19 protein-coding genes are annotated in these 18,537 nt (G+C 68.1%); 12 read left to right on the plus strand and 7 right to left on the minus strand.

The window, feature by feature from the left end:
• Positions 1-2 precede the first annotated feature (2 nt).
• The 4 genes from ACFWHR_RS02425 to ACFWHR_RS02440 all read right to left on the minus strand — a co-directional run bounded on the left by ACFWHR_RS02425 (position 3) and on the right by ACFWHR_RS02440 (position 3,694).
• A complete protein-coding gene (locus ACFWHR_RS02425; protein WP_382446675.1) occupies positions 3-1,247 on the minus strand; it encodes a flavin-dependent oxidoreductase in 1,245 nt (414 codons plus the stop codon).
• A 91-nt stretch (positions 1,248-1,338) separates the two neighbouring features.
• Positions 1,339-2,352 (minus strand): aldo/keto reductase family protein, encoded by a 1,014-nt coding sequence (locus ACFWHR_RS02430; protein ID WP_382446676.1) that lies wholly within the window; start codon positions 2,350-2,352, stop codon positions 1,339-1,341.
• A 106-nt stretch (positions 2,353-2,458) separates the two neighbouring features.
• On the minus strand, positions 2,459-3,247 hold the full coding sequence (locus ACFWHR_RS02435; RefSeq protein WP_382446677.1) for an SDR family NAD(P)-dependent oxidoreductase: 789 nt from the start codon (positions 3,245-3,247) through the stop codon (positions 2,459-2,461).
• Between the two features lie 3 nt (positions 3,248-3,250).
• Positions 3,251-3,694, minus strand: a complete 444-nt coding sequence (locus ACFWHR_RS02440; protein ID WP_382446678.1) for a hypothetical protein — start codon at positions 3,692-3,694, stop codon at positions 3,251-3,253.
• Between the two features lie 63 nt (positions 3,695-3,757).
• On the opposite strand from ACFWHR_RS02440, the gene ACFWHR_RS02445 reads away from it, so the two are divergent.
• The 10 genes from ACFWHR_RS02445 to ACFWHR_RS02490 all read left to right on the plus strand — a co-directional run bounded on the left by ACFWHR_RS02445 (position 3,758) and on the right by ACFWHR_RS02490 (position 12,278).
• Positions 3,758-4,534 (plus strand): IclR family transcriptional regulator, encoded by a 777-nt coding sequence (locus tag ACFWHR_RS02445; protein ID WP_382446679.1) that lies wholly within the window; start codon positions 3,758-3,760, stop codon positions 4,532-4,534.
• Between the two features lie 122 nt (positions 4,535-4,656).
• A complete protein-coding gene (pcaH, locus tag ACFWHR_RS02450) occupies positions 4,657-5,475 on the plus strand; it encodes a protocatechuate 3,4-dioxygenase subunit beta (protein WP_382446680.1) in 819 nt (272 codons plus the stop codon).
• Positions 5,475-6,068, plus strand: a complete 594-nt coding sequence (pcaG, locus tag ACFWHR_RS02455; RefSeq protein WP_382446681.1) for a protocatechuate 3,4-dioxygenase subunit alpha — start codon at positions 5,475-5,477, stop codon at positions 6,066-6,068. Before pcaH ends, pcaG begins: the two co-directional genes overlap by 1 nt.
• Positions 6,058-7,533 (plus strand): lyase family protein, encoded by a 1,476-nt coding sequence (locus ACFWHR_RS02460; RefSeq protein WP_382446682.1) that lies wholly within the window; start codon positions 6,058-6,060, stop codon positions 7,531-7,533. Before pcaG ends, ACFWHR_RS02460 begins: the two co-directional genes overlap by 11 nt.
• Positions 7,530-8,357 (plus strand): alpha/beta fold hydrolase, encoded by an 828-nt coding sequence (locus ACFWHR_RS02465; protein ID WP_382446683.1) that lies wholly within the window; start codon positions 7,530-7,532, stop codon positions 8,355-8,357. Before ACFWHR_RS02460 ends, ACFWHR_RS02465 begins: the two co-directional genes overlap by 4 nt.
• Positions 8,354-8,755, plus strand: coding sequence for a 4-carboxymuconolactone decarboxylase (pcaC, locus tag ACFWHR_RS02470; protein ID WP_382446684.1), 402 nt, complete (start codon positions 8,354-8,356; stop codon positions 8,753-8,755). The genes ACFWHR_RS02465 and pcaC overlap by 4 nt, the downstream gene beginning before the upstream one ends.
• Before the next feature lie 145 nt (positions 8,756-8,900).
• Positions 8,901-9,629, plus strand: coding sequence for a 3-oxoacid CoA-transferase subunit A (locus tag ACFWHR_RS02475; RefSeq protein WP_382446685.1), 729 nt, complete (start codon positions 8,901-8,903; stop codon positions 9,627-9,629).
• A complete protein-coding gene (locus ACFWHR_RS02480) occupies positions 9,626-10,300 on the plus strand; it encodes a 3-oxoacid CoA-transferase subunit B (RefSeq protein ID WP_382446686.1) in 675 nt (224 codons plus the stop codon). Before ACFWHR_RS02475 ends, ACFWHR_RS02480 begins: the two co-directional genes overlap by 4 nt.
• Positions 10,297-11,466: a thiolase family protein gene (locus ACFWHR_RS02485; protein WP_382446687.1), complete on the plus strand. Its 1,170-nt coding sequence runs from the start codon at positions 10,297-10,299 to the stop codon at positions 11,464-11,466. Before ACFWHR_RS02480 ends, ACFWHR_RS02485 begins: the two co-directional genes overlap by 4 nt.
• A 20-nt stretch (positions 11,467-11,486) precedes the next feature.
• The gene (locus ACFWHR_RS02490; protein ID WP_382446688.1) at positions 11,487-12,278 is read left to right on the plus strand and encodes an IclR family transcriptional regulator C-terminal domain-containing protein; all 792 of its coding nucleotides are present in this window, start codon (positions 11,487-11,489) and stop codon (positions 12,276-12,278) included.
• A gap of 167 nt (positions 12,279-12,445) precedes the next feature.
• On the opposite strand, the gene ACFWHR_RS02495 is transcribed toward ACFWHR_RS02490, so the two are convergent.
• Entirely contained in the window at positions 12,446-13,093 is a 648-nt protein-coding gene (locus ACFWHR_RS02495) for a TetR/AcrR family transcriptional regulator (protein WP_382446689.1), read from the minus strand.
• 4 nt (positions 13,094-13,097) lie between these two features.
• Positions 13,098-14,885 carry a TIM barrel protein gene (locus ACFWHR_RS02500; protein ID WP_382446690.1) on the minus strand — a complete coding sequence of 596 codons (1,788 nt, stop codon included), beginning with the start codon at positions 14,883-14,885 and terminating at the stop codon, positions 13,098-13,100.
• A gap of 256 nt (positions 14,886-15,141) precedes the next feature.
• Here ACFWHR_RS02500 and ACFWHR_RS02505 point away from each other — a divergent pair, with 256 nt between their 5' ends.
• Both ACFWHR_RS02505 and ACFWHR_RS02510 read left to right on the plus strand, forming a co-directional pair.
• The gene (locus ACFWHR_RS02505) at positions 15,142-16,041 is read left to right on the plus strand and encodes a shikimate dehydrogenase (protein WP_382446691.1); all 900 of its coding nucleotides are present in this window, start codon (positions 15,142-15,144) and stop codon (positions 16,039-16,041) included.
• A 98-nt stretch (positions 16,042-16,139) separates the two neighbouring features.
• On the plus strand, positions 16,140-17,390 hold the full coding sequence (locus tag ACFWHR_RS02510; RefSeq protein ID WP_382447746.1) for an MFS transporter: 1,251 nt from the start codon (positions 16,140-16,142) through the stop codon (positions 17,388-17,390).
• 162 nt (positions 17,391-17,552) lie between these two features.
• Here ACFWHR_RS02510 and ddaH read toward each other — a convergent pair whose 3' ends face one another.
• Positions 17,553-18,323 (minus strand): dimethylargininase, encoded by a 771-nt coding sequence (gene ddaH / locus ACFWHR_RS02515; protein WP_382446692.1) that lies wholly within the window; start codon positions 18,321-18,323, stop codon positions 17,553-17,555.
• Between the last annotated feature and the right edge of the window lie 214 nt (positions 18,324-18,537).

The following is an 18,537-nucleotide window of genomic DNA, read 5'->3' on the forward strand; positions in this document are numbered from 1 at the left end:
CTTCAGCGCGGCACGCTCAGCGAGGGGCGCTCGTTGAGTGACGCGGGGTGGAACCCGGCTGCCCGCTTGTACGCGGTCGCGACGGCTTCGAGCTCGGCGGCCGGAATCACGTCAGTGATGTTCGCGAAGCCCCCGGGTGCCCGCTCGGCAGCGAGGATCATGACCCGCTCCGGCCCGGCCTGGCGCGTCTGCGCGAGCAGCTCCGCGGTCGCGGTGCGGCGCTCGGCCTCGTACGCGCGAAGTCCCGCGCGGGGCGTCGGCGACGTGGCGAGGTGGTACGCGAGCGTGCGCGCGTCGAGCGTCGCCTGCGAGCCGCCGTTTGACCCGTTCGGGTACATCGCGTGGGCCGCGTCGCCGAGCAGTGTCGTGCCGTCAAACGTCCACTGCGGGAGCGCATCGCGATCCACCATCGGATACTCGAGTATCTCGCTCGCGGAGGCGATGAGACCGGGGATGTCGATCCAGTCGAACCGCCAGTCCGCGAAGAGTTCGACGATGGGTTCGGGGTCGATGGCGCGATTCCAGTCGACCTGGCCTGACCCGACGCCGCGCTTCTCCGCGATGAAGTTGAGCGGCATGAGGCCGGTGGCCGGGTCGACCGCCCCGAGCGGATAGGCGACGAATTTCTGCTCACCGTCGCCGACCATCACCATCGTGCTGCCGTCGAGAAACGGTGGCGCGTAGGCGACCCCGCGCCACAGCGTGAGCCCGTTCCAGGGCGGTGCACCCTCGTCGGGGTAGTGCGCGGCGCGCACCGCTGAGTGAATACCGTCCGCGGCAATGACGATGTCTGCGGTGACCTCGACCTCACCGGTTGCCGTCTCGAAGTGAGCGGTGTCTTGCGCGTCGCCGTGAGTGACCGAGACCACGCGGTGACCGGTGCGAATGATGTCGCCGACGCGGCGCTCAACGGCATCGCGGAGGGTGAGCTGCAAACGGCCGCGGTGCACGGAGAGCTGCGGCCACGCATAGCCGGCCGCGGTGCCGCGCGGCTCCTGCCAGATCGGCTGGCCGTGGCGGTTGTAGTAGGCCAGCGTGGTCGGCTCGACGCCGAGCGCGGCGATCTCGTCGACGATTCCGAGCTCCGTGAGCTCCCGCACCGCGTGGGGCAGCAAATTGATGCCGACTCCGAGCCCGCGGATCTCAGCGGAGCGCTCATACACCGTGATATCGGTGAATCCCGCCTCGTGCAGGCTGAGCGCCGTGAGTAGGCCACCGATGCCGGCGCCGATGATGACGATCTTCATTGATCACTCCAGTTCGCGGGAGCACTCCCGTGTTAGTTTTGTGTCAAAACTAACACGGGCGCTCCCGCGACACAAGGGCGATCGCGGCGGATCAGACCAGGCGCGTCTTCGGCGATACCCCGTAGGTGTCTTCGGCGTCGCGGTTCGGCACATCGCCGAGCGCGGTGTCGATCGCGGCGAGCGTATCGGCATCGAGCACCACGCCGGATGCCTGCACCGTGTCTGCCAGCTGCCCGGGGCGCGACGCACCGACGAGAGCGGCGGCAACGTTCGGATTCTGCAGCACCCACGCGATGGCGAGCTGCGGCATGGTGAGCCCGGCCTCCGAGGCGATCGGCTTCAGTCGCTGCACGGCCTCAAGAATCGGCTCGTCCAAGAACTTCTGCATGAACTCAGCGCCGCTCTTTTCGTCGGTCGCGCGCGACCCCGAGGGCACCGGCTGGCCGGGCAGATACTTGCCGGAGAGCACGCCCTGCGCCATGGGAGACCACACGATCTGCGAGATGCCGAGCTCCTCCGAGGTCGGCACGACCTTCCCCTCGATGACGCGATGCAGCATCGAGTACTGCGGCTGATTTGAGATGAGCTGCACGCCCAGCTGCTTCGCGAGCGCGTGACCCTCGCGCAGCTGCTCGGCGGTCCACTCCGACACCCCGATGTACAGCGCCTTGCCCTGGCGCACCACGTCGGCGAACGCCTGGAACGTCTCCTCGAGCGGCGTCTCGTAGTCGAAGCGGTGCGCCTGGTACAGGTCGACGTAGTCGGTGCCGAGGCGCTTCAGCGAACCGTTGATGGACTCAAAAATGTGCTTGCGGCTGAGGCCCGTATCGTTCGGCCCCTTCGGGCCGGTCGGGAAGTACACCTTCGTGAAGATTTCGAGCCCCTCGCGGCGCTGCCCTTCGAGTGCGCGGCCGAGTACAACTTCTGCCGCCGTGTTGGCGTACGTGTCTGCGGTGTCGAACGTCGTGATGCCGGCTTCGAGCGCTGCGTGCACCGTCTGCACCGCCGTGTCGTCTTCGACCTGGGACGCGTGCGTCACCCAGTTGCCGAACGTGATTTCCGAGACCTTGAGCCCGCTGTTTCCGAGATAGCGATAGTTGACCATGCGCTCACCCTATGCCCGGGCGCTGTCACGCTGCAGTGAGTCCGTGCATCTTCGGACGCGCGGTCGGAACCGCGGCGCAGGGGGCGCTGTCAGCGCGAAGTCCCGGCTAGTCGTTCGTCGTCGAGATGCGCTCCAGCAACCGATCGGGCAGCACGCGCGTGAGCGGCGTGAGTAGGCGGTACCGCCAGTCAGACACGATCACGCTGCGGCCCTGCCGCACCGCGATCAGTCCCTCGCGTACGACCCGCGCCGGGTCTGCCCACGCCAGCTTCGGCACGCGCGGCAGGTGATCCTCACCCATCCGCTCGTGGAACTCGGTGTCGAGCAGCCCGGGGCAGAGCGCCGTGACGTGCACGCCGCGACGGCGGTAGCGCGCATTGAGGGCGCGCGACAGCGACACGACCGCGGCCTTCGCTGCCCCGTAGGTTCCGGTGGGGGTGAACGCCGCGACGCTCGCAACGTTCACGATCCAGCCGTAGCCGCGATCCAGCATGCCGGGTACGGCCGCGTGCGCGAGGCGAAGCGGCACCCAAGAAAGTAGCTCGTGGAGGCGGCGTTCATCAGCGAGGTCGCTCGACTCGAACCCCTCGTAGACGCCGAAACCGGCGTTGTTGATCACGATGTCGACGGGGTGCACCGTCGCTTCCACCCGCTCTGCGACCCGCTCGAGGTCGTCTGTTTTCGTGAGGTCGGCGGCGATCACGGTCACCTCGACGGTGTAGCGGCCTCGAAGGTCTGCCGCGAGCGCATCAAGCCGGTCGCCGTCGCGCGCGACGAGCACGAGGTGCACGCCCTTCGCCGCGAGCTGGTGGGCGAACTCCCGGCCGAGCCCGGCCGAGGCGCCGGTGATCAGGGCCGTGAGCGGTGCGCTGGTCGACGCGGCTGAGACGGTCATGAGTCAGCGCCCCTGTCGCTCGCGCCGGATCGCCTGGAAGGCCCCGCACGACCAGAGCGCCCACAGCACGAGCAACGGCTGAAACACGAGCCGGATGCCGCGGGCCGCATCGCTGTCGAGCCCGAACGCGTCGGAGCGCGTCACGAACTGCGAGATGTTGCCTGGAAACACCGCGACGAAGAACGCGGCGATGATCCAGCCGACCGGCACCCGCAGGCGACCGAGCACGATCGCTGCGCCGCCGAGCGTGATCTCGACGATGCCAGAGGCGATGACGACGAAGTCTTTGTCGGCGGGCACCCAATCGGGTACCTGCGCCTGGAACGTGCGGCGCGCGAATGTGAGGTGCGCGATACCGGCAAACAGCAACCCGGCCCCGAGCAGTATTCGCGCGGCGTGCTGCAGCGGGGTCGCGGGCGGCGGTGACGTGGTGACAAGTGCGCTCATGGGGGCCTCCTGCGCCTCATCGTACGCGCGGTAGTCTCGTCGCAGCGAGTCAGGAGGCGGAGAGTGACGGCGACCCGAGACGGGAGCGAGGCGGAGCGCGGCGTATTGGCGCGGGCCCTCGCCGTGCTCGACTGTTTCTCGGAGGACGAACCCGATCTGACGGCCGTGACCCTCGCGCAGCGCACCGGGCTGTCGTCGTCGACGCTCCACCGACTGCTCGCCACCCTGATCGCCGAGGGGCTCGTCTCACGCCTGCCCGGCCACCGCTACGCCGTCGGTGCGCGACTCTGGGAGCTCGGGGAACTCTCGCCGCTGTCGCTGCGCCTGCGCGAGCGCGCGATTCCCCACTTGATGCGGTTGTACGAGGCCACCGGTGAGAATGTGCACCTGGGCGTGCTCGACGGCGAACCCGAGCGGGCAACCGTGCTCTACGTGGGGCGAGTGACGGGCCGCCGTTCGATCCCCACCGTGAGCCGCGCGGGTGGCCGCGGGCCGCTGCACACGACGGGCGTTGGCAAGGCGCTGCTGGCGGGGTGCGAGGAGAGCTGGCTCGAGCGCTACTTCACGGTGCCGCGCGACCCAGAGACCGTGCACTCGATCACCGAAGAGGGCGCGCTCCGGGACGATCTGCGCCTCACCCGGTCCCGTGGCTACGCCAGTACGCGCGAGGAGATGACGCTCGGCAACATCTCGATCGCGGTCGCGCTGCCGCGGGTGACGGGCCTGCCCCCGGTCGCCCTCAGCGTTGTCGTGCACATTGATCGCGCCGATGAGCGGCTGCTCGCCCGCGTGGTGCAGCAGGCGGCACGGGAACTGCACGCGGCGATCAGGGAGCCGTAAGTGGCCTGTGGTGCGGCGTCGGCACCGCACGATTCCCACTGAGTGGGAATCGTGCGCGAACTTGACGCGCGAAGCTGCGACCCTGGGCGGACGAACGGCGAGACCTCAAAGGAGCGCGATCCATGTCCGAGCACCCCCCAGCCGCGGCGCCGGAGTCGCTGCTCGCGGCCCCCGATCAGGCGTCGCAGGGCCAAATCACCGGCGAGATAGCGGCGATCCACGCGGAGTACGCAAAGCGCGTCGCGGCGGGTGAGCGCGTGCCGCGCACGCTCTACGATTTCGCCCCGTATCGCTCGAGCGTGCTGCGCCACCCCACGAAGAACCCGCGGCTCGTTGACCCCGAATCGATTGAACTCTGGTCGCCCGCGTATGGTCAGCGCGACGTCGCCGCCATCGAGTCCGACCTGACGCTGCAGTACTCCGGCGAACCGCAGGGGGAGCGAATGACCGTGACGGGCCGGCTGCTCGATTCGTGGGGGCGGCCGCTGCGCAATCAACTCATCGAGATCTGGCAGGCGAACGCGGCCGGGCGCTACATTCACCAGCGGGATCAGCACCCGGCGCCGCTCGACCCCAACTTCACCGGTGCTGGCCGCATCGTGACGGGCAGCGACGGCGAGTACGCCTTCACGACGATCAAGCCCGGCCCGTACCCGTGGAAGAACCACGTCAACGCGTGGCGCCCCGCCCACATCCACTTCTCGGTGTTCGGATCGTCGTTCACGCAGCGCCTCGTGACGCAGATGTACTTCCCGGGCGACCCGCTGTTTCCGCTCGACCCGATCTACAACTCGATCCCGGATCAGCGCGACCGCGACCGGCTCATCGGCGTCTACGACCACGACCTGACCGTGCCAGAGTTCTCGATGGGATACCGCTTCGACATCGTCGTCGACGGCCCGCAGGCGACCTGGTTCGAACCCGAAGAAGGGGAACACTGATGAGTGCACCAGCACCCGCGCCGCACGCAGGCTCGCCCGCACCGGCAAAGACCCACGAGCCCACTCCGGGCCAGACCATCGGGCCGTTCTTCGCGTACGGAACGACGTTCGTGAAGCAGCACGAGGTCGCGTTTCCTCACTCGGCCGGCTCGGTCGTGCTGGGCGGTCGCGTGTTCGACGGCGCGGGCAACCCGATCCCCGACGCGATGATCGAGATTTTCGGTGCCGATACCGACGGATCGGTGCCGCGAGCCCGTGGCACGCTCCGACGCGACGACCACTCGTTCACGGGGTTCGGGCGTGCGTTTACGAATGACGAGGGCCACTACGAATTCTGGACCCGAAACCCCGGCTCCGTGTCAGGCGAAGCGCCCTTTTTCGCCGTCGTCGTGTTCGCCCGCGGCCTCCCCAACAAACTGCACTCCCGGGTCTACCTGCCCGAGGGTGAAGCCGCGCTCGCCGCAGACCCGCTGCTGTCATCGCTCGATGCGGAGGAGCGCGCTACGCTCATTGCAACGCGCACGCCCGACGGATTTCTCACCCACGACATCCGATTGCAGGGCGAGAGGGAGACCGTGTTCCTTGCCTACTGAACCTGGTACCGGTGACGCCGTTGACACCGCCATTGATCGGGGTCTGCTCTCGCCCGTCACGGTCGGCTTCGATGCGCTGACCAGCGACGCCGAGTTCGCCGGCTGCCTCGTCGCCGCGGAGGTCGCGGTGGTGCGCGCCTGGGCGGCCGTCGGCGTCGCGCCGCAGCGCGTCGCCGAGCGCGTATCCGCCGCTCTGGGCTGGCGGGGAACCGGAGAGCCGTGCGATCTGAGCGCGCTCGATGCGTTCCCGCTCGATCAGCTCATCAACGACTCCGTCGCGGGCGGTAATCCGGTGATTCCACTCGTCGGGGTGCTGCGCGAGCGCGTGCCAGAGGACTGCCGCGCCTGGGTGCACCGCGGGGTGACGAGCCAAGACATTATGGACTCGGTACTGATGCTGCTCGCTGCCCGGGCGGGAGCGGCGGCACTCACGGGGCTTCGAGCCACGGAGGATCACCTCGCGGCGTTCGCCGCTCGGCACCGCGACGACGTGTGTGCCGCGCGCACGCTCACGCAGCAGGCGGTGCCGACCACCGTCGGGCTGCGGGCGAGCGGCTGGGTGCGCGGGGTGCGCCGTGCTGGGCTGCGCCTCGAGGCCGCGCTCAGTGAGCTCCCGGCACAGCTCGCGGGGGCCGCCGGCACGCTCGCCTCGTTCGCGGAGATTGCCCGGCTTGAACTCGGCACCCGCGGCTCGGCCGAAGCCAGCGCAGCGGCCGCCAGCGCGAGCGCTGCGACCGCCGCCGCACTCGCGCTGCCCACGGCGCACGCCCGCGAACTCGGGCTGTGCCCGCCCGAGGGGCCCTGGCACACGGTGCGCTGGCCCGTCACAGAACTCGGCGACGCGCTCGCGCAGACCGTCGACGCGGTCGCCGTCATCGCCGCCGACGTGGCGACGCTCAGTCGCAGCGAAATCGGTGAACTCGCGGAGGGCAGCGGAGGCGGTTCGTCGGCGATGCCGCAGAAGCGCAACCCGGCCCGCTCGGTGCTCATTCGTTCCGCGGCTCTGCGAGCGCCACACCTGGCCGCCACCCTCCACACCGCAGCCGCACTCGCCGTCGACGAGCGGCCCGACGGTGCCTGGCACGCCGAGTGGCCTGCGCTGCGCGAGCTGCTGCGACTGGCGTGCGGCGCGACCGGTCACGCGGCTGAACTCGTCGCAGGCCTGCGCACCGATCCCGAAGCGGCCCGCGTCAATCTCGCGCGGAGTCGCGGGCTCATTGTCGCGGAGCGCCTGGCAATCGTGCTCGGGCCGGTCATCGGCGCAGATCGCGTGCGACAGCTTGTGGCGGCCGCGGGGAAAGGCGACCTCGCCGCGCTGTTGCGCGACGAGCCACTCATTGCCGAGGCGGGCATCGACATCGCTGCGCTGCTCGATCCGGCGAACTACACGGGGCTCGCCGGGGAGATCGTCGACGCCTCGATACGCACCCATCCGACCGACGACACCCGCCAGGAGACTTCATGACACTGCCAGAGATCGCGCTCACGGAGCCCATCGGGAGCGGACCGCTGCTCGTGCTCGGACACTCGCTCGGCACGGGCCCCTTGATCTGGGAGCAGGTGGTGCCGACGCTCGCCGAGTCGTACAGCGTCTCGCTACTCACGCTGCCTGGGCACGGGGTCGCCCCGGTGCCGACCGCGGCGTTCACGATGGCGGAGCTGGCCGATGCAGTCGCCTCCCGCACCGCGGACGTGCTGGCGGGCGGTGCGGGCGGTCTCACCGGTCCTGCCGGTCTCGCGGGTCCCGCCGGTCTCGCGGGTCGGGCGCTGTTCGCTGGTGTCTCGATCGGCGGCGCCCTCGCCCTCACGCTGGCGCTGCGCCACCCCGAGCTGTTCGCCGCGGTCGCGAGCATCGCGTCGGCCGCCTCGCTCGGCGGGCGAGACCACTGGACCGCGCGCGCCGAGCTCGTGCGGGCGCAATCGACGTCGGTGCTCGTCGCGGCCTCGGCAAAGGCCTGGTTCGCGCCGGGTTCAATAGAGCGTGAGCCGGAACTGACCGGACGCATCCTGCGCGTGCTGCAGGAGACCTCGGACGAGGGCTACGCGCGCTGCGCCGAGGCGCTTGCGGGCTACGACATCACGGCTCAGCTGGGCGAGATTCGCGTTCCGGTGCTCGCGATGGGCGGCGAGAGCGATGACGTCGCCCCAGAGGATCGGCAGGGCGAGATCGTGGCCGGCGTCCAGTCCGGTCGCAAGGCGATGATCGCGAATGCCGGTCACCAACCGCCCGCCGAGCAGCCCGCGGCCGTCGCCGCCGAATTGCTCTCATTCTTCGGGGGCACCCGGTGAGCGAGGTGAGTGGGCTCTCCGATGCCGAGCGCTTCGACCGGGGCATGGTGGTGCGCCGAGAGGTGCTTTCTGACGCGCACGTCGACCGTGCGAATGCGGCGAGCACCGACTTCACCGCCGATTTCCAGGACTTCATCACGCGCACCGCGTGGGGCGACATCTGGTCGCGGCCTGGTCTCGACCGGCGATCCCGGTCGATCGCGGTGCTCACCGCGATGATCGCGCTGGGCCACCACGACGAGTTCGCGATGCACGTGCGTGCAGCGCGGCGCAATGGGCTGACGGTGGATGAGATCAAAGAGGTGATCTTGCAGGCCGGCGTGTATTGCGGGGTGCCCTCGGCCAACACGGCGTTCAAGCTCGCGCAGCGGGTGCTCGAGGAGCTCGGCGAGGCGTAGTCGCTGCGCTGCTCGCACCCGCGGCGCTTCCCTTTCGCTCGCATGCCGTCTAAACTATTCGCAGAACGAAGATTGGTTCGCAGAGCGAAAACATGGCAGCGGGTTCCAGTGACCCGCTCGCCACTCAAGGTGGAGGAGGCAGCGGATGATCGACAAGACCGTCCCGTCCGTGGATGAAGCGGTCGCGGGCATCCCCGATGGCGCGACAGTAATGATCGGTGGCTTCGGCCGCGCGGGTCAGCCGGTGGAACTCATCGACGCGCTGATCGAGCAGGGGGCGAGCGAGCTGACGATCGTCAGCAACAACGCGGGCAACGGTGACACCGGGCTTGCGGCCCTGCTCGCCAAGCGCCGCGTGCGCAAGATCGTGTGCTCGTTTCCCCGCCAGGCTGATTCCTGGGTTTTCGACGGGCTGTACCGCGAGGGTGCGATCGAACTCGAACTCGTTCCGCAGGGCAACCTCGCCGAGCGCATCCGCGCGGCCGGCGCGGGCATCGGCGCGTTTTTCACGCCGACCGGCGTGGGTACGCAGCTCGCTGAGGGCAAAGAAACCCGCGAGATCAACGGTCGTGTGTACGCGCTCGAATACCCGATCAGCGCCGATGTCGCGCTCATCAGCGCGCGCAACGCCGACCGCTGGGGCAATCTCGTGTACCGCGAGACGGCGCGCAACTTCGGCCCGATCATGGCGAGCGCGGCGACGTTGACGGTGGCGCAGGTCGACGCGTGCGTCGAACTCGGCGCGATTGATCCCGAGGCGGTCGCCACCCCCGGTATCTTCGTCGACCGCGTCGTCGCGGTGGGCGAGCGGCCGTGGCTGCGCGACGGCGCGTTCGTCGGCGGCGTCGATCTGGAAGGGAACGCACTCTCATGACCACGAAACTCACTCGACAAGACATCGCGGCGAGGATCGCCGCTGATATTCCCGAGGGCTCGGTCGTGAACCTCGGCATTGGCGCCCCAACGCTCGTGGCAAATTACCTCCCGGCCGACCTCGAGATTATCTTGCACACCGAGAACGGCATGCTCGGGATGGGGCCGGCCCCGGAGGTGGGCAGCGTCGATCCCGATCTGATCAATGCCGGAAAGCAGGCCGTTACGGCGCTCGCCGGGGCCTCCTACTTCCATCACGCCGACTCGTTTGGCATGATGCGCGGCGGGCACCTCGACGTCTGCGTGCTCGGCGCGTTCCAGGTCGCGGAGAACGGCGACCTGGCGAACTGGTCGACCGGCGCCCCGGGAGCGATCCCGGCCGTGGGCGGCGCGATGGACCTCGCGATCGGCGCGAAGAGTGTCTACGTGTTCACCGATCTGCTCACGAAGCAGGGCGACTCGAAGCTCGTCGAGGCGTGCGGTTATCCGCTCACGGGCGTCGGTTGCGTGTCGCGGGTCTACACCGATCACGCGGTGTTCGACGTCACACCAGACGGATTCGCCGTGCGCGAGCTGTTCGGCGACAACACGATCGACGGGCTGCGCGAGCTGACCCGATTGGAGCTGGTCGATGCGACCGGCGACCGCACCAGCGAAGGGAACGACCGATGACCGAGAGTTTCATTTACGACGCCGTACGCACCCCGTTTGGCCGAGCCGGCGGAGCGTTGGCGGGGGTGCGGCCCGACGACCTCGCGGCGATCGTGATGCGCGCGTCGGTCGAGCGGACCGGCGTCGACCCCGCTCGCGTCGCCGACGTGATCTTCGGTGACGCAAACCAGGCCGGTGAAGACAACCGCAACGTGGCGCGATTTGGCGCGCTCCTCGCAGGGTTTCCGACCTCCGTCACGGGCACGACGGTCAACCGGCTCTGCGCGTCGTCGCTCGAGGCCGTGATCCAGGCCTCGCGCGCGGTCGAGTCGGGCGACGCGTCGCTCGTGCTCGCGGGCGGCGTAGAGTCGATGTCGCGCGCCCCGTTCGTCGTCGAAAAGTCGGCGAAGCCGTGGCCCGCCGTCGGCAACCAGACCATGTGGAACACCTCGATCGGGTGGCGCATGATCAACCCGGCGCTGCCGCGTCACTGGACCATTTCGAACGGCGAGGCTGCCGAACAGACCGCCCGCGAGTGGGGCATCACCCGCGAGGCGCAAGACGCGTTCGCCGGGCGGTCTCACCGGCTCGCCGCGGAGGCGTGGGCCGCAGGCATCTACGACCCCGAGATCGTGCGGGTGCCTGGCACGGAGCTCGCGCGCGACGAGGGCATCCGCGACGGAAGCACCGTCGAGAAACTCGCGACCCTGAAACCGCTGTTCGCCGCAGACGGCTCGGTTACCGCCGGTAACTCGTCGCCGATCAACGACGGCGCCTCTGCGGTGCTCGTTGGCGGCGAGGGCGCGTGCGACGGTGAGCCGCTCGCGCGGATCGCGGGGCGGGCGGCGCACGGAGTTGATCCCGATCTGTTTCCGACCGCGCCCATCGAGGCCGCAAACAAGGCGCTCGCCCGCGCCGGTAAGACCTGGGCCGATGTCGACTTCGTCGAGCTCAACGAGGCGTTCGCGTCGCAGGCGCTCGCGTGCCTCGCTGGCTGGCCGGAGCTCGACCCCGAAAAGCTGAATGTGCACGGCGGAGCGCTTGCGATGGGGCACCCGCTGGGGGCCTCGGGCGGGCGCATTATCGGGCACGCGGCGCACGAGCTGCGGCGACGGGGGAGCGGCGTCGCGGTGGTCGCGATTTGCATCGGTGTCGGGCAGGGACTCGCGGTGGTGTTGGAGCGGTAGCCTGCCGATAGGGTGATCGCATGAGCGGAACAGGCGAACCAGAGGCTGGCATCGCGGGCCCCGATTTCGTGCAATCGCTCGCGCGAGGTCTCGCGGTGATCCGGGTCTTTGATGCTGAGCACCCCGAGCTCAGCCTGAGCGAGGTGGCGCGCCGGGCCGACATGCCCGCGGCGGCCGCACGGCGCTTTCTGCGCACGCTCGAAACGCTCGGCTACGTGCGCTCAGACGGCCGCACCTTCGCGCTCACGCCGCGCGTGCTCGAACTCGGATTCAGCTACCTCTCCGCCCTCTCGCTGCCCGAGGTGATGCAACCGCACCTCGAACGCCTCTCGCGCGAGGTCGAAGAATCGGTCTCGGCCGCCGTGCTCGCCGCCTCCGACATCGTGTACGTCGCCCGCGTGCCGACGCGGCGCATCATGACGGTGGGCATCACGATCGGCACCCGTTTTCCGGCCTACGCCACGAGCATGGGCCGGGTGCTGCTCGCCGCGCTCCCCGAGCCGCAGCGAACCGCGCTGATTGCTGGGAGCGATCTCGGCGGCATCACCGAGCGAACAATTTCGGATCCGCCCACCCTCGCGCGCGAGCTCGACGCCGTGCGCGAGCAGGGGTGGGCAATCGTCGACGGCGAGCTCGAGATCGGCCTGATTTCGGCGGCCGCCCCCGTGCGTGGCAAGGGCGGTGACGTCGTTGCGGCGATCAATGTGTCGACGAGTGCGAGCTGGACGTCGGCCGAACGCCTCCGCGAGCACCACCTGCCGCTGCTGCGCGAAACTGCCTCGGCGATCGAGCAGGAGCTCCGCCTCCTCTAACCCGCGCGCCTGCCCCCTGCCCCTGCCCCTGCCCCTTGCCCACTGCCCCCCTCGTTTTCCCGGTTGAGCGTTCGCAGATGGTCGTTATTCGGCGCCGAAACGACCATATGCGTCCGCTCGATGGCCGCGTCAGCGGGGCAGCGGGGGAGTGAGGCAGGGGGGTAGGGCTAGGGGGTCGAGGTTGGTGTCGTGACCCAGGCCACGATCACGTCGCCGATCATGCGGCGCAGGTGCGCGCGCTGGGCGGTCGTGTGCAGGTCGGTGTTGAAGAGATGGCCGAACGTGTACTGGTTCGCGATCTGAAACACGCAGTACGAGCTGATCAGCAGGTGGACGTCGAGCGGCTCGATCCCCTCCCGAAACACGCCCTGTTCGCGGCCGCGCTGCAGCAGTTGTTCGAGCAGCGTGAGCGCGGGTGCGTTGACCTCGCGTAGAGACTCGAGCTGCGCGATGAACCGGCCGTGGTGGATGTTCTCGATTGCGACGAGTCGAATGAAGTTCTCGTGCTCGAGGTGGTGATCGTAGGTGAGTTCGGCGATCCGGCGAAGCGCGTCGACCGGCTCGAGCCCGTCGACCCGCAACCGCTGCTCGGCATCGCGAATGCCGCGGTACGCGTTCTCAAGTACCGCGACGTACAGCTGTTCTTTGCTGCCGAAGTAGTAGTAGATCATGCGCTTTGTCGTACTGCTGCGGCGCGCAATCTCGTCGACGCTGGTGCCCGAATACCCGGTTTCGGCAAACGCGGCGGTCGCTTCGGTGAGCAGTTCGGCACGCGTTCGCTCGGCGTCTCGCTGCTTGACCGCGTTTTCTTTCACACGGCTAACTTTGCCCGTGGTCTCTCTGCGCCGCAAGCCGAACGGGTGCGCTCGCCGCGCCATATCCGTCGTACGCGCCCTGACGCTCGACGATCTCGAAGAAGAGGTTGCCGACGGTGGGCGTATAGAAATGGATGAATGTGCCCTCGGCATCTCGGTCGTAGAGCAGGTCGAGTTCGCGTAGTCGGCCGAGTAGCTGCGGGTCCAGGCCGAAGCGTGCCTCGAGGTCATCGTAGTAATTGTCGGGTATTGAGAGGAACGCGAGTCCCGCGGCCCGCGCGCGCTCGGCGACCGCGATCGCATCGTCGACGCGCACGGCGACATGGCTGGGCAGGGTCGACGCCGTTGGCGGCGAGAGATTCATCGCCAGGCGTACGGCACCGTCGGCGGTGCGCATCACCCGGCTGCGCACGAGGCCGCGCGGGCCGGGCACGTCGGCGGTGGTCTCCGCTTCGAGAGCGAGCGCGCTCGTGTTGAAGAGCGCGGCCTCGTCGAATTCGTGCCACGGGTGCGCCATGTTGAGGTGGTCGATCACTCCGCTGAGCGACGTCGGGCCCGCGGTGTCGCCGCCCTCGAATTCGCCGAGCCACGTGTTGGCGGCGGAGTTCGAGTTCCAGTAGACGCCTGTGCCGTCCGGTGCCGAGACCGCCGGCAACTCGGCGTCACCCGATCTGGTGCGTCGGAAGGCCGGAGGGGCGCCGATCGCGACGGCACGGCGTGCTGCGGCGCGGGCGTCGTCGACCACGAAGCCGAGCCCCGCGAGGTGTGCGTCGCGCCCGTGGCCCTGCTCGGTAAGGATGATGTTTGCCTCGCCCGCTCGCCAGAGGCGCACCGACTTGGTGCGGTGCCCGCCGCCAAACACGAAGCCGAGCTGCTGCATCGCCTGTTCGAGGCTCGACAGGTCATCGCCCGTGATCTCGACAAAGTCGACCGCGCGCGGTGGCTGCGGGGCATCCAGTTGCTCGTCGGTCCACGCGTTGAGCGCCGCGGTGCGGTCGTAGAGCCAGCGCAGCGAGCGGATCGCGTGCGCCGCAGTTCGCGTGACATCCGTCTGGCGGAACGTGTCGTTGAACACCTCGAGCGAGAGCGGCCCGGCGTACCCGGCGCGCAATACGTGGGAGAGAAAGTCGGTGAGGTCAAAGTCTCCCTCGCCCGGGAACAATCGGTGATGGCGGCTCCATGTCAGCACGTCGAGATCCATCGCGGGGGCATCCGCCAGTTGTAAGAAGAACAGCTTCTCAGCGTCGATCTCGGCGATTCCGGCGGGATCGTGGCCACGTGAGAGCACGTGAAAACTGTCGAGGCAGACCCCGAGATTCGGCCGGTCAGCGCGCTTCACGAGGCGCCAGGCGTCGCGGTAGTCGCTGACGTAGCGACCCCACGCGAGGGACTCGTAGGCAATCGAGATGCCATATTCGGCGGCCGCGTCGGCGAGCGCGCCGAGCTGTTTGACGGCGACGTCAGGGTCCGGTTCGGTCGCCGTGCCGACGTTGCTGCAGAGCAGGATCATGGTGGCGCCGAGCCGCTGCATCACGTCGAACTTCGCGCGGGCTCGCCGCAAGTTGTCGGCAAACACGTCGCCGGCGACGCTCTCGACGTCGCGCAACGGTTGAAACAGGTCGATCGTGAGGCCGAGACGAGCGCAGAGCGCGCGGATCTCTTCTGGGGACTCGTCGGCGGCCGTGAGGTCGGAGTCCATGATTTCGATCCCGTCGAACCCCGCGGCGGCGCAGGCGTGGAGCTTCTCGACGAGCCCACCGGAGAGGCACACGGTGGCGATTGAGGTACGCATGCGGCTAATGTACCAAACAGTTAATTAATCCGCTACGCCCCGCCCCGGTGGCGAACGGGGTAACTTTCGACGCGTGTTGCGGGCGCGACACCCCCTCAGAGTTACCCCGCTCGCGATGGGGCGGGGGAGTTGGGGAGGGGGAAGTGGGTGGGGGTGAGTTGACACCTCTGCGACGTTCGTTCATTATTAACTAACTGTTTAGTACATTAGGGCGCAGCTCGATGCTGCCCCGCACACGCTTACCGAAGGATTGACAGTGAAGTCACGCGCCGGATTCCTCATGGGCCTCGTCGGCACCGGCGTTACGCCGTCGCTCACGCCTCCCCTGCACATGGAAGAAGCGCGCGCTCAGGGACTGGCCTACATCTACCAGCCCATCGAGCTCACGGCCCTCGGGCTCGAGCCCGACGCGCTCCCGCAAATCCTGGACTGGGCCGAGCGACTCGGCTTCGACGCCCTGAACATCACTCACCCATGCAAGCGCACCGTGATCCCGCTGCTCGACCGGCTCGACCCCGTCGCCGCGGCGCTCGGCGCCGTAAACACCGTGCTCTTCGCGCCAGAGGGCCGCGTGGGATACAACACCGATACGAGCGGATTCGAGCGCGCGTTTCACCAGAGCCTTCCGGGCGCGGGCGTGCGGGGCATTGTGCAGATCGGTGCCGGCGGCGCAGGATCCGCTGTCGCGGACGCCCTTATGCGTGGGGGAGCCGAAGACCTCGTGATTGTTGAAATCGCGCAGGATCTTGCAACCGATCTCGCCGCCCAACTCTCGGCCAGGCACGGCCGCCCGGTGCGCTCAGCGACCACGGCAGAACTGCCCGGACTGCTGCGGAATGCCGACGGGGTCGTGAACTGCACGCCGGTCGGCATGCATCATCATCCGGGGGTTCCCTTCGATCCCGCGCTGTTGCACCCCACCCAGTGGGTCGCCGACATTGTGTACCGCCCGCTCGACACCGACCTGCTGATCGCGGCCCGCGCCCTTGGCTGCCGCACGCTGCACGGCGGCCACATGGCCGTCGGTCAGGCCGCGGACACATTTCGGCTTGTCACGGGCCGCGACGCCAATCTTCACCGAATGCACCATCAGTTCCGCAGCCTCATCGATGCTGAAGAGGCTGCATCCTCCCCGATGACAAAGGAGTCACTGTAGTGTCACCCACCCCAACCCCCACGAACCCGGAAGCTCTGGGTTCCGAGCAGCCAGTCACCGCTCAAAAGACACCCGTGAAAGCCGCAATCGCGAGCTTCATGGGCAGTGCCGTCGAGTACTACGACTTCTTTATCTTCGGTACCGCCTCCGCGCTGATTTTTCCGCACATCTTCTTCCCTGACGGAGACAAAGCGTCGCTCGTGATGTCGCTCGCGACCTTCGGGTTTGCCTACATTGCGCGCCCGGTCGGCGCCGTGATCCTGGGCCACCTCGGTGATCGCATTGGCCGCCAGAAGATTTTGATGTTCACGCTCGTGCTCATGGGAATCTCGACGTTCATCATCGGATGCCTGCCGACGTTCGCTCAAATCGGTTGGGCCGCGCCTATTCTGCTCGTGCTCTGCCGCCTGTTGCAGGGACTCTCGGCGGCGGGCGAGCAGGCCGGCGCATCGTCGATGACGCTCGAGCACGCGCCCGACAACCGCCGCTCGTTCTTCACGTCGTGGACGCTCTCGGGCACCCAGGGCGGGCAGATTCTCGCGGCACTCATCTTCTTGCCGGTTACGTTGCTGTCTGACGATGACCCGTTCAAGTACGACTGGGCGTGGCGCATCCCGTTCTGGCTGAGCGCGGTCGTCGTCATCGTGACGTTCTATATTCGCCGCACCCTGCACGAACCGCCGTCGTTCGCCGAGGCGAAGGCGCAGGGCGAAATCGCGAAGGTGCCGCTGTTTGACCTCATGCGCGACCACTGGCGTGATGTGCTGCGCGTCATCCTCTGCGCGTTCATCGCTGCGGTGTCGACGGTGTTCGGTAACCTCGCGCTCGCGTACGGCAAGGAGGTCGGGCTCAGCGAGAGCCTGACGCTCTGGCTCGTCGTTGTCGCGAACGTCTTCGCGCTGGGCACGCAACCGCTGTTCGCGATGCTCTCCGACCGCATCGGCCGCAAGCCCGTGTTCATCTACGGCGCGATTTCGTCGGCGGTATTCATGCCGTTCTACATGCTGTCGATGAGCGGGGACAACACGTTCCTGACGTTCGCCCTGGCCGTGCTCACGTTCTCGTGTGGCTACGCAGCGGCGAACGCCGTCTGGCCCTCGTTCTACGGCGAGATGTTCTCGGCGCGGGTGCGGTTCTCTGGCCTGGCGATCGGCACGCAGATCGGGTTCCTGATGGCTGGCTTCGCACCGTCGATCGTCGCCGGACTCGGCGGCGTGCAGGAGGGTGGCTGGGTGATCATCTCGATCTTCACGGGCGTCATCTGCCTGATCGTGACGCTCGCAGCGCTCACCGCGCGCGAGACCAAGGACGTGCCAACCGAAACCCTAGGCATCAAGGTAGTAGCCTAACCCGAGCCCCGGGCCCCGAGCCCCGAGCCCGGGCCCGGGCCCCAGGTGAGCGTACGCAAATGGTCGTTTCTCGTGCGAGAGGCGACCATTTGCGTACGTTCGACAGGCGCGGGCGCGGGCGCGGGCGCGGGCGGGCGGGCGCGGAAAGACGCGGGCGCGGGGTCAGTGCGCGTTGCGGACGCGCACTGAGAGGCAGGTGGGGCAGCCCTCGAGCTTCTCGTACTCGGCGAGCGGCACCTCGGTCACCGTGTAACCGAGTTCGCGCAGCATCTGCGCGGTCTGCGGGGCCGACGCCGAGATGATGAGCTCGGACTCGCTGAGGCACACGACCGCGGTTCCGTGCGGCTCAGGCACGGGGAGAAAGCGGTCGAAGATATCTGAGTTGTCGACGAACTCGGGGTAGCCGATGACCGTTCCGTCGGGCAGCGCGGTGACGGCGGTCTTAAGGTGCAGTACCTTTGTGACCGGCACGCCGACGACGTTCGCACCGAGCGGGCCAAGAATGCGGCGTAGCTGCGCGACGCCCTCGGCGTTGGTGCGTCCGCCGCGTCCGACGTACACCGTGTCGCCGACCTTCAGCACGTCGCCGCCGTCGAGGGTTCCTGGCGCGCGAATTTCGGCGATCGGCAGGCCGAGCTCTTCGAGTGCCTTGCGGGTACCAGCGGTTTCGGGCTTGCGGCTGTCAGCGCCGGGCCGCGAGATTACAGCCACGTTGCGGAACATCACGACGGTGTCTTCGATAAACACCGAATCGGGGCAGTCGTCGGCCGCCTCGACCTCGATTGTCTGCCACCCGTGGGCCTGCAGCGTATCGACGTAGCCGCGCCATTCCGTGCGGGCCTGCTCAAGATCGACGGCGACCTTTTCAATGTGGTCGACGATGCCGTTGTCGAGCAGGGGGCTGGGCTGGCGCACGAGTGCGATCTTGGACATGACGTCGATTCCTCGATTTCTGCGGGCGGGGTGGGCTGAAGCACTGGTCGGCTTCCAGCGTAACGTCAGCGCGCATCGCACCGCGCGCATCGCACCGAGCACCTCCGCCACTCACCACTCGCCACTAGCGAAATTCCGACCTCTGCGGTAAACTTGAGTCAACAACACTCAAGTTTGTGAGAACTGCCTGGTCGTCATTCGATTGGGCAGGCTC

The sequence above is a fragment of the Leucobacter sp. NPDC058333 genome (assembly GCF_042726155.1).
GTDB lineage: Bacteria > Actinomycetota > Actinomycetes > Actinomycetales > Microbacteriaceae > Leucobacter.